Raw genomic sequence first — 9,185 nt, 5'->3', positions numbered from 1 at the left:
AACTTAAAATATAAGAACCGATTAGATTTGATTTTTTCAAATACTAATCGGTTTTTTCTATGTATAAAGGGTAACCAAATAATTTTAAAAAATATTTTCATTAGTCATACATACTAAATTTCATTAATTCAGCTTAGAAAATGCTAGTTTTTTCTCTATTTGCTAAGCTTTTTTACTCCTGAATTTATTATTTTTGTATATTTTATTTTGTGCATAAATTTTCCACCGAAGGAGATACTTACCTATAGTACAGCAACTCCAAGTAGGAGGGAACATCATGACACGAAACAAAGTAGAAATATGCGGTGTAGATACATCAAAGCTTCCAGTTTTAAAGAATGATGAGATGCGTAAGTTATTTCATGCAATGCAAAGCGGTGACCGAAGCGCAAGAGAAACAATCGTAAATGGTAATTTGCGACTTGTCCTAAGTGTTATTCAGCGTTTCAATAATCGCGGAGAATTTGTGGATGACTTATTTCAAGTAGGCTGCATAGGCCTTATGAAGTCTATTGATAATTTTGATTTAAGCCAAAATGTAAAATTTTCGACGTATGCTGTACCTATGATTATTGGTGAAATAAGAAGATATTTAAGGGATAATAACCCAATAAGAGTGTCAAGATCATTAAGAGACATTGCTTATAAAGCATTACAAGTTAGAGAGCGATTATTAGCAGAGAACTCAAAAGAACCGACTCCTGTTCAAATCGCAGAAGTACTAGGCGTAACACATGAAGAAATCGTCTTTGCACTAGATGCAATTCAAGACCCAGTTTCGTTATTTGAACCGATATATAACGATGGCGGAGATCCAATCTTTGTAATGGATCAGCTAAGTGATGATAAAAATAAGGACGAGCAATGGGTTGAAGAACTAGCACTACGTGAAGGAATGAAACGACTAAACGATCGAGAAAAAATGATCATAAGCAAAAGATTTTTCCAAGGAAAAACCCAAATGGAAGTTGCCGAAGAAATCGGAATTTCCCAAGCACAAGTATCCAGACTAGAAAAATCAGCAATAAAACAAATGAACAAAAATATACAGGGATAACAGAGAAAAGCGGAGGCGACTGTTCAGCCCCGACAAGCATAAGACAATTCCCGGTAAAGGTTTGCTTTTTAACCTTTACCGGGAATTGACTTATGACCTCGAGGGGCTAGGAGCCGGAGCTAGACATCGTACTTATCTCCTTCCCTGAATAAAGGGTAATTACTCAAAAGGAAAGTTGCTTTTTACTTTCATCGGGCTTCGTCTTATGACCTCGAGGAGCTAGGAGCCGCAGCTAGACATCATACAATTCTTTCCCTGAATAAAGAGTAACTACTCAAAAGGAAAGTTGCTTTTTACTTTCATTGGGCTTTGACTTATGACCTCGAGGAGCTAGGAGCCGCAGCTAGACATCATACTATTTCTTTCCCTGAATAAAGAGTAATTACTCAAAAGGAAAGTAACTTTTTACTTCTTAAGGCACTGCTTATTATAATGAATGAAATTAAAAAACAAACAACATATAAACTAAATAATCCAATAACTACAAAATAGTTAAACTGGAAGAATGAAAATACGATATTAATGTGTTAGACAATGGATGAGCATCGAACAACCTTGTCTAACACATTTTTATTTGAATTTTATCATGATGTTTGGCCCTTACTTCATATATTTTATAAAAAGGATGGTGAAGTTAAATGGCCAGAATTTCAGATTTTCAAGTTAAAGATGTTGTAAATGTTGCCGATGGTAAGAAATTAGGCAATATTGTTGATTTAGATATTGATCAATCAAATGGAAAAATCACTTCAATTATTTTAACAAAGCCAGGGAAGGGCTTAAATTTTTTTAGTAAAGAAGAGGAAATGACAATTTATTGGAATGATATTGTGAAAATAGGTGAAGATGTTATTTTGGTAAAATATCGTTCATCTGTGGATTTGGATGAAAACCAAGCAAGTCCAGTTAAATACACATAAAAAAACTCGTTGACTAAGAGTTTCAAGGAGATGAATGGAGCATAGTTGCACTTTTACTTTATTCTTAAATTAGCCTATCACGTCAAATACGATTTCTTGCAGTTAATTTTATTTTCGAAAGTGAAAAAAATAAGTGTGTTTTGTCAAAAATAATCAAAAATGTGAAATCTATGGTAAAATATAGGAAACCATTAACTGGTTTACATATATTTACTAAATTAGTTTCTGTGAGGTCTTATAAATATGAAAGAGAGCTTCATTCAATCGACTGAAAGTACTTTTAAGATTCAACCTTGGGAAGACTCATACAAACATTTAGTTGCAGGATTTACAACAAAAAATGATGGAGTTAGCCAAGGTTGTTTCACTTCTTTTAATCTTGGATTACATGTAAATGACTCGAAGGATATTGTCGTAGAAAATAGAGAACTCCTTGCGAGTAAATTAGATTTTTCAAAGACGAAATGGGTTTGTTCAGAACAAGTTCATGGGAATAATGTCGTGAAAGTAACTAAAAAAGATTGTGGCAAAGGTGTTACTGATTATGAAACTAGCATCGAGACAACAGATGGTTTTTATACGAATGAGGAAAATATATTATTAACTTCTTGTTATGCAGATTGTGTTCCATTGTATTTCCTTGAGCCAATAAGTAAATTTATTGGTTTAGCTCATGCAGGTTGGAAAGGTACTGTTCAAAACATTGGCGGACGTTTAATCGAAAAATGGAATAAAGAAGAAAACTTACAACTAAAAAATATCCAAGTTGCAATCGGGCCATCAATTGGTGATTGTTGTTATGAAGTGGATGATTTTGTGATGAATAAGCTAAACGAAGCTTTTGAACACAAGATTCCTAATAATATTTTAACCACTTTACAAAATGGGAAATTCAAATTGAATTTAAAAGAAGCAAACAAACAATTACTCATTAGATCGGGCATTAGTGAAGAAAATATAATAATGACAAATTATTGTACAAGTTGTAATCCGAGCATATTTTTTTCTCATCGCAGAGATGGTGGAAAAACAGGAAGAATGATGAGTTATATTGGTTGGAGGAACTAGCATCATGACAGTCAAACAAAATTATGAACGTATTAGTGAACAAATTAATGCAGCTAAAGTAAGAGCAAATCGAAATGATGAAGTAACTCTAATAGCTGTTACTAAACAAGTATCTACTGAAGTGGCTAAAGAAGTTTTAGCTGAAGGTATACTTCAATTAGGCGAAAATCGTTTTGAGGGTTTAAAGGAAAAACAAGAACACATTAAAAGTGATGTTGTTTGGCATTTTATTGGCTCACTTCAAACTAGAAAAGTAAAAGACATCATACATAGAATAGATTACCTACATTCTTTAGATCGACTATCCTTAGCAGAAGAGATACAAAAAAGAGCAACAGAACCATTAAAATGTTTCCTACAGGTCAATGTATCTGGAGAAGACTCAAAGCATGGCATACATCCAAATGATGTAATTGAATTTGCTAGACAGCTTTCAGAATTTGATAAAGTACAAGTTGTTGGGTTAATGACAATGGCACCATTTACTGAGGATGTAACAATCATTCGAAATAGTTTCAAAGGATTAAGGGAGTTACAAGAAAAAGTAAAAAATCTACAGATTGCAAATATTCCATGTTCTGAATTATCAATGGGAATGTCTAATGATTTTGAGATTGCAATAGAAGAAGGTGCTACATTCATAAGAATCGGTACTGATTTAGTAGGAAAGGGAAGGTAGAGGAAATGAGTATTATTGGAAAAGTAAGAAACTTTTTTGCAATGGAAGATGAGTATGAAGATGATTATGAATACGAAGAGCAACAACAGCAGCAACAAAAACAATATCAACAACAGCATCAACAGCAACAATTTTCAAAACAAGTAAATGAAGACATTAACCATGAGCGAAATGCATCAAAGCAAAAATTAGTAAGTATACCAGGAGGAGCTTCTTTGTCGTCAAAAGTTGTATTAGCGCAGCCGCGTGAATATGCAGAAGCACAGGATGTTGCAGACCATTTAAAATCAAAAAAAGCAGTAGTAATCAATTTACAACAAATGCAAATCGATCAAGCTAAACGCTTTGTTGATTTCTTAAGTGGTACAGTTTATGCAATAAGTGGAGATATAAAAAAAATTGGTACAAATACGTTTATTTGTACACCTGATAATATTGATATTTCTGGAACGATTACAGATATGTTATTTGAGGAAGACAATTCCATTAAAAGGTGGTAATTAAATGGGTTTACTTTTAGTCGTTTTATACAAAATAATCCAGTACTACAGATACGTCATCGTAATTCATATCATTTTATCTTGGTTCCCTCAAATAAGACAATCAGGCTTCGGTCGCTTAATTGGTAGGTTATCAGAACCATATTTAGAGCCGTTCCGTCGAATTGTTCCGTCAATCGGTATGTTTGATTTTTCACCAATTATTGCGTTATTTGCTTTAGAATTTGCTGGAATTGGAATAATAAGTCTTTCTCATTACTTTTAAAAAGAGAATCTAACAGGTTCTCTTTTTTTATTAAAATAGACAGTTTAATGAAAAAGAGGATTGCATCAATGAGTATTTATGATCATTTTAGAAAAGAAGAGCATGTTTTCGTAGACAAGGTTCTCAGTTGGAAGGAAGAAGCAATTGAACGCTATTCTATTAAGTTGACAGATTTTCTTGATTTAAGAGAACAAATGATTATGCAATCAATTATCGGTAATCAAGGTGAGTGTTTTGTTGCTTTTTTTGGTGGTCGTGAGGATTGTGAACGAAAGCGTGCGATTATTTATCCGAGTTTTTATACACCAGTTGAAGAGGATTATTCTTTGGTTGCATTTTACTTAGTTTATGCAACTAAATTCCACACTTTATCTCATCGGCAAGTATTGGGAACATTAATGTCTTTAGGAATCACAAGAGGAAAATTTGGTGATATTCTAATTAAAAATGATATGATCCAAGTAATTGTTGCTGATGAAATAGCAAGTTTTGTAGAAAGTAACTTAAATTCTGTAGGAAAATCACCAATTAAATTAAAGAGAATTTCATTTAAAGAATTGATTGAATCAGATGATGTTTGGCAAACTAATAATGGGACGGTATCATCACTAAGATTAGATGTCTTATTGAGTGAATTCTATAATATATCAAGACAAAAAGCTCAAAGCTTAATTAAAGCCGAACACGTTAAGGTAAATCAGCGAGTTATTGATTCTACTTCTTTTTTATGTGAAGAAGGAGATTTATTCTCTGTCAAAGGTTTTGGTAGAGGAATGTTGATGTCAATTGATGGCTTATCAAAAAAAGAAAAATGGCGGATAAACTACGGTGTTAAAAAATAGTCAGAAATTGTAGAAGGAAAAACGTAGAAACTGTCGAAAATTTATTATAACCGATTAATAAAGAACATACATACATGGAGGTGGCTTAATTGCCTTTAACACCACTTGATATTCATAATAAAGAATTTGGTAAAAGTTTTCGTGGCTATGACGAAGATGATGTTAACGAGTTTTTAGATCAAGTCATAAAAGATTATGAATTAGTTATTCGTGAGAAGAAACAATTAGAAGAACAAATGCTTGATATGAAAGAAAGATTAAAGCATTTTTCTACTATAGAAGAAACTTTAAATAAGTCAATTTTGATTGCGCAAGAAGCTGCTGAAGATGTAAAAGGTAGTGCCCAAAAAGAAGCTAAATTGATCATTAAAGAAGCAGAGAAAAATGCTGATCGTATTATCAATGAAGCTTTAATTAAATCAAGAAAAGTTACAATGGAATTTGAAGAACTTAAGAAGCAATCGAAAGTTTTCAGAACTCGTTTACGAATGGCAATTGAAACTCAATTAGAGATGTTAGGTCATGAAGATTGGGATCATATTTTAGACGATAAAGAAACAGAAGAGATCGCAAACTAGTCGTATAAGCCTTGACGATTTGTAAAGTTTTACATATAATTTATTAGATATTAATAGTAAATCGGTGACAGGGAAGAGTACTTCTATAAATCTAAGTAGCGAGTCAAGGATAGTGTAAGCTTGATATAGAAAATAGAAGGAAAATCACCCTAGAGTGCTTTTCTGAAAATGAGTAAGAAAAGACGTTTCATTCACGTTACGAATGCTAAGTGGACAATGATTTAATGAAATTTATTGTCAATTAGGGTGGTACCACGGGAAACCTTTCTCGTCCCTTTTTTGGGATGAGGAAGGTTTTTTTTAGTCTTATACGATTTATTATACATAATAGACAACTCCACTAATAAAAGGCTTGTAAGATGGATACAATGCGTTAATGTGGAATTTAAAAAATGTAAAGTAAGCTGGTATAGAGTAGTTTACTTGCCTAAAACGGCTAGCTTTAGAAGAATTAAGTTTAAAAATGGAGGAAAGCAAATGGAGTACAAAGATACGTTACTTATGCCAAAAACTGAATTTCCTATGAGAGGAAATTTACCTCAACGTGAGCCACAAATTCAAGAAGAGTGGAATAAAAAAGATATTTATGCAACTGTTCAAAAACATAACGAAGGAAAACCTTCATTTATATTACATGATGGACCACCTTATGCAAATGGTGACCTTCATATGGGACATGCACTTAATAAAGTATTAAAGGATTTCATTGTACGTTTTTATAATATGAATGGATACCGTTCTCCTTACGTTCCAGGTTGGGATACTCACGGTTTACCGATTGAACAAGCATTAGCAAATAAAAAAGTAAATCGTAAAGAAATGTCAGTAGCAGAATTCCGTAAACTATGTGAAGAATATGCTTACGAGCAAGTAGAGCGTCAAAAAGAACAATTTAAACGTTTAGGAATTTTAGGTGATTGGGACCGACCATATATAACACTTGAAAAAGAATATGAAGCTGAACAAATTAAAGTATTCGGTAAAATGGCTACTAAGGGATTAATTTATAAAGGTCTAAAACCAGTATATTGGTCTCCATCAAGTGAATCTGCACTTGCAGAAGCGGAAATCGAATACCAAGATAAGCGTTCAGCATCAATCTATGTTGCATTTGCAGTTGAAAATGGGAAAGACGTTTTAAACGGTGGAGAGAAATTCATTATTTGGACTACAACTCCATGGACGATCCCGGCTAACTTAGCTGTATGTTTACATCCAGACTTAAGCTATGATGTAGTATCTGTAAATGGTGACAAGTTCGTAGTTGCTAGTGAGCTAAGAGAATCTGTAGCAAAAGAACTAGGTTGGGAAGATGCAGTAGTTGAAAAGACTTTTAATGGTTCTGAACTTGAAGGAATCATTTGTAAGCATCCATTGTATGATCGCCAGTCAGTCGTAATTTTAGGTGATCATGTAACAACTGACGCTGGAACAGGTTGTGTTCATACTGCACCAGGACATGGTGAAGATGACTTCCGTGTAGGTCAACAATATGGATTAGAAGTGCTTTGTCCAGTAGATGAAAAAGGTGTTCTAACAAAAGAAGCTCCTGGATTTGAAGGTTTATTCTATGATGAAGCTAATAAAGAAATTACAAAAGCATTAGAAGAAAAAGGTGCTTTATTAAAATTACAATTTATCACACACTCTTATCCACATGACTGGAGAACGAAAAAGCCGATTATCTTCCGTGCAACAGCACAATGGTTTGCATCAATTGAAGCAATTCGTGAACAATTAATGCAAGCTGTTCAAGATACTAAGTGGTTCCCAACTTGGGGAGAAACTCGTCTATTCAACATGGTTCGTGATCGTGGAGATTGGTGTATTTCACGTCAACGTGTATGGGGAGTTCCAATCCCAGTATTCTATGCTGAAGACGGAGAAGCAATTATAACTGAAGAAACGATTGAACATGTTTCTAACTTATTTAAAGAGCATGGATCAAATATTTGGTTTGAAAAAGAAGCGAAAGAATTATTACCAGAAGGATTTACACATCCTGGTTCACCAAATGGTAACTTCTCTAAAGAGAAAGATATCATGGATGTATGGTTTGATAGTGGTTCATCACATCAAGCGGTATTAAACACTCGTGAAGAACTATCTTTCCCAGCTGATATTTACTTAGAAGGTTCTGACCAATACCGTGGTTGGTTTAACTCTTCATTAAGTACAAGCGTTGCTGTAACAGGTCAAGCTCCTTATAAAGCTGTAGTAAGCCATGGCTTTGTTTTAGATGGTGAAGGTCGCAAGATGAGTAAATCAATCGGAAACATCGTCCTACCATCAAAAATTATGAATCAATATGGTTCAGATATTTTACGTCTATGGGTAGCTTCTGTAGATTATCAATCTGATGTTCGTATTTCTGACGCATTAATGAAACAAGTTGCTGAAGTATACCGTAAAATCCGAAATACGTTCCGTTTCTTACTAGGAAACTTAGATGGATTTAATGCAGAACAAGATGCTTTAAAATATGAAGAGCTACGCGAATTAGATCAATACATGCTAGTTAAATTAAACAATGTGGTTAAAACTGTTCGTGAATCATACGAAAAATATGAATTTGCAAATGTTTACCATACAATTCAAAACTTCTGTACAACAGAATTAAGTTCTTTTTATTTTGATTTATCAAAAGATGTTTTATATATCGAGCCAAAAACGAATAAAGATCGTTTAGCAATTCAAACAGTATTACATGAGTCATTACAAGCACTAACTCGTTTAGTAGCTCCAATTTTACCTCATACAGCTGAAGAAGTTTGGTCACATATGGCAGGAACTACTGTTGATAGCATTTTCTTAACTGAAATGCCAGACGTTAAAGATTTCGGCGATACACAAAGTTTAGAAGCTAAGTGGGAAAAATTCATGGATTTACGTGATGACGTATTAAAAGCACTTGAAGTTGCACGAAATGAAAAAGTAATCGGTAAATCTCTAACTGCAGCAGTTAAAATCTATCCTAATGCAGAAGTTGCTGAGCTATTAAATTCTATAAATGAAGACTTCAAACAATTATTAATTGTTTCTCAAGTAGAAATTGCAAATAGCGATGAGCAAGCTCCTGAAACAGCGCAAAAATTTGATACATTAAGTATCGAAGTAACACCTGCGACAGGTAAAACTTGTGAACGATGCTGGGTAGTTACAGAAGAAGTTGGAAAAGACGAAGATCACCCTACACTTTGCTTACGTTGTGCAAGTGTTGTAAAAGGTATGTAATCAATAAGTGGAAAGCACTTAATAGAAGAGTCGAAAGTTTAA

At 33.5% G+C, this 9,185-nt stretch carries 9 protein-coding genes and 1 other annotated feature; all 9 genes read left to right on the top strand.

The genetic code is table 11. The features are described 5' to 3' along the window. Nucleotides 1-277 precede the first annotated feature (277 nt). The 9 genes from sigG to ileS all read left to right on the top strand — a co-directional run bounded on the left by sigG (nucleotide 278) and on the right by ileS (nucleotide 9,143). The gene (gene sigG, locus CN514_RS05800; protein WP_056471070.1) at nucleotides 278-1,057 is read left to right on the top strand and encodes an RNA polymerase sporulation sigma factor SigG; all 780 of its coding nucleotides are present in this window, start codon (nucleotides 278-280) and stop codon (nucleotides 1,055-1,057) included. A 638-nt stretch (nucleotides 1,058-1,695) separates the two neighbouring features. Beyond that, a complete protein-coding gene (locus tag CN514_RS05795; RefSeq protein WP_069035603.1) occupies nucleotides 1,696-1,977 on the top strand; it encodes a YlmC/YmxH family sporulation protein in 282 nt (93 codons plus the stop codon). Nucleotides 1,978-2,220: 243 nt separating this feature from the next. Further along, nucleotides 2,221-3,045 (top strand): peptidoglycan editing factor PgeF, encoded by an 825-nt coding sequence (gene pgeF / locus CN514_RS05790; RefSeq protein WP_098231782.1) that lies wholly within the window; start codon nucleotides 2,221-2,223, stop codon nucleotides 3,043-3,045. Nucleotides 3,046-3,049: 4 nt separating this feature from the next. Beyond that, on the top strand, nucleotides 3,050-3,724 hold the full coding sequence (locus CN514_RS05785; RefSeq protein ID WP_098231781.1) for a YggS family pyridoxal phosphate-dependent enzyme: 675 nt from the start codon (nucleotides 3,050-3,052) through the stop codon (nucleotides 3,722-3,724). Nucleotides 3,725-3,729: 5 nt separating this feature from the next. Further along, nucleotides 3,730-4,224 (top strand): cell division protein SepF, encoded by a 495-nt coding sequence (locus CN514_RS05780; protein ID WP_098231780.1) that lies wholly within the window; start codon nucleotides 3,730-3,732, stop codon nucleotides 4,222-4,224. Nucleotides 4,225-4,228: 4 nt separating this feature from the next. Next, nucleotides 4,229-4,489, top strand: coding sequence for a YggT family protein (locus tag CN514_RS05775; protein ID WP_098231779.1), 261 nt, complete (start codon nucleotides 4,229-4,231; stop codon nucleotides 4,487-4,489). 68 nt (nucleotides 4,490-4,557) lie between these two features. After that, a complete protein-coding gene (locus CN514_RS05770) occupies nucleotides 4,558-5,331 on the top strand; it encodes a YlmH family RNA-binding protein (RefSeq protein ID WP_098231778.1) in 774 nt (257 codons plus the stop codon). Nucleotides 5,332-5,420: 89 nt separating this feature from the next. Continuing rightward, nucleotides 5,421-5,909, top strand: coding sequence for a DivIVA domain-containing protein (locus tag CN514_RS05765; protein WP_098231777.1), 489 nt, complete (start codon nucleotides 5,421-5,423; stop codon nucleotides 5,907-5,909). 55 nt (nucleotides 5,910-5,964) lie between these two features. Beyond that, nucleotides 5,965-6,188, top strand: a binding site (T-box leader). A gap of 198 nt (nucleotides 6,189-6,386) precedes the next feature. Next, complete coding sequence (gene ileS / locus CN514_RS05760) at nucleotides 6,387-9,143, top strand: isoleucine--tRNA ligase (RefSeq protein ID WP_098231776.1); 2,757 nt, start codon at nucleotides 6,387-6,389, stop codon at nucleotides 9,141-9,143. Nucleotides 9,144-9,185: the final 42 nt, after the last annotated feature.

Source organism: Bacillus sp. AFS001701 (assembly GCF_002559405.1).
Lineage (GTDB): Bacteria > Bacillota > Bacilli > Bacillales > Bacillaceae_G > Gottfriedia.
Note: the sequence above shows the minus strand (reverse complement) of the source record. Positions and strands in the feature narration are given on the sequence as shown.

Coding starts and splice junctions, on each gene's coding strand:
- CN514_RS05785 (WP_098231781.1), top strand. CDS start 3,050: ATGACAGTCAAACAAAATTATGAACGTATTAGTGAACAAATTAATGCA.
- CN514_RS05795 (WP_069035603.1), top strand. CDS start 1,696: ATGGCCAGAATTTCAGATTTTCAAGTTAAAGATGTTGTAAATGTTGCC.
- CN514_RS05770 (WP_098231778.1), top strand. CDS start 4,558: ATGAGTATTTATGATCATTTTAGAAAAGAAGAGCATGTTTTCGTAGAC.
- CN514_RS05775 (WP_098231779.1), top strand. CDS start 4,229: ATGGGTTTACTTTTAGTCGTTTTATACAAAATAATCCAGTACTACAGA.
- pgeF (WP_098231782.1), top strand. CDS start 2,221: ATGAAAGAGAGCTTCATTCAATCGACTGAAAGTACTTTTAAGATTCAA.
- ileS (WP_098231776.1), top strand. CDS start 6,387: ATGGAGTACAAAGATACGTTACTTATGCCAAAAACTGAATTTCCTATG.
- CN514_RS05780 (WP_098231780.1), top strand. CDS start 3,730: ATGAGTATTATTGGAAAAGTAAGAAACTTTTTTGCAATGGAAGATGAG.
- sigG (WP_056471070.1), top strand. CDS start 278: ATGACACGAAACAAAGTAGAAATATGCGGTGTAGATACATCAAAGCTT.